This window comes from Mycolicibacterium sp. XJ1819, assembly GCF_053483675.1.
In genome coordinates this window covers 1-1302 of sequence record NZ_JBEFST010000043.1, presented here as the reverse complement: position 1 = coordinate 1302, position 1302 = coordinate 1, and the positions used below count along the sequence as shown (strand labels likewise).

Below are 1302 nucleotides of genomic sequence, written 5' to 3'. Positions count from 1 at the left end.
GTCGAGGATGCGCTGGTGAGGTTGGTGGTGTAGCCCTTCCAGCCGGCCAACGCTCGGGTCTTGGCTTCCAGAGTGCGATTGACCGACTTGGCAGCGCCGGTGAGCTGGATGTAGCGGTTGCGTTTCACCGGGGCGTGCCCGTCGACGGCGCGTTCGGCCTTGCGGACCTGCTCGTCGATGCCGCGCAGCGTGCGCCGAGCACGGTCGGCGCGGAACTGATAGTAGATAACCCGGTCGGGGATGCCGCGGGTCTTCTCGGCGCTGGTGGCAGGCCAAGGCTGAGTCAGCACCAGCCCGTCGGGGATCACCTCGTCGGGGTGGTTGTCGCGCCATTCGCGCACCACATCGGGCAGAAACGGGATGCGGGTGCCCAGGATGAACGACAGCCCAGCGGCTTTGATCGCGACCTGGTTGGCCTCCGAGATCATCCCGGCGTCAGCGACGACGGTGACGTCGGTGAGCTGGTGGGCGGACTTGAAGGCGTTGATGACCGGCAACATGGTGGCGGTCTCGGCCTTGTTGCCCTCGAAAGCTTGCACGGTCAGCGGGAACCCGGCGGCGTCGGTCAACAACCCGAGGGTGATCTGAGGTTCCAGGCGGCGCTCCTTGGAGAAACCGGGTTCGCGGAATCCGTCGCCGGCGTCGGTTTCGAAGTACAGCGTCGAGACGTCGAAAAGCACCAGCGACGCCGGCCCCAACCCGGCGCGTCGTGCACTGGCGGTGGCCAAGGCTTGGCGCCACTGCGGGCGGGCATAGCTGGGCAGGCGCCGCTTGACGGTGGCATAGGACGCGGGTTCGACGCCGACCTCGGTCAGTACCCGTCCGGCGTCGATCTTGCTGGTGGGTTCGATGATCCGGGCGAGCACCAGATCGCGAAACACAGTGTCGCCCTTGGTGGCCGACTCGAATCCCAGGATCCGGTACGCAGCGCACAGCGCGTCCCACAAGTGCGTCATCCGGGTGGAGGTGATGGGCAGCGGCTCCGAGCCCGCCGGTGCGGTCACATCGAGATCGAGCACAGCCTGGTTAGCCGCCAACCGCTCGGCCGCGGCAGCCTTCAACGCAGCCAACTCGGCCTCATCATGGGCCGAGCCCAGATGTTCAATCGAGCGCGACCCGCGCCGAGACGACCACACGATCTGCACCGCGGTCGCCCCCGAGGCGGTCTTCACGGTGCGCACATAGGCCACCCCGGCAGCCTACGGACCCGATTTAGTGCACAAATTCTGTCCCGACCGACCAAGAAACCACAGGTCAAGACCGCACGGCCGAAGTCAATCCGCAACCGTGAGCCAAGTCAGG

The 1302-nt window shown here is 66.4% G+C and carries 1 protein-coding gene; it reads right to left on the bottom strand.

From position 1 onward, the window contains the following. Positions 1-1190: IS1634 family transposase (locus ABQE89_RS26220; protein ID WP_448422149.1), on the bottom strand; the 1190-nt coding region annotated here is incomplete at its 3' end. Positions 1191-1302: the final 112 nt, after the last annotated feature.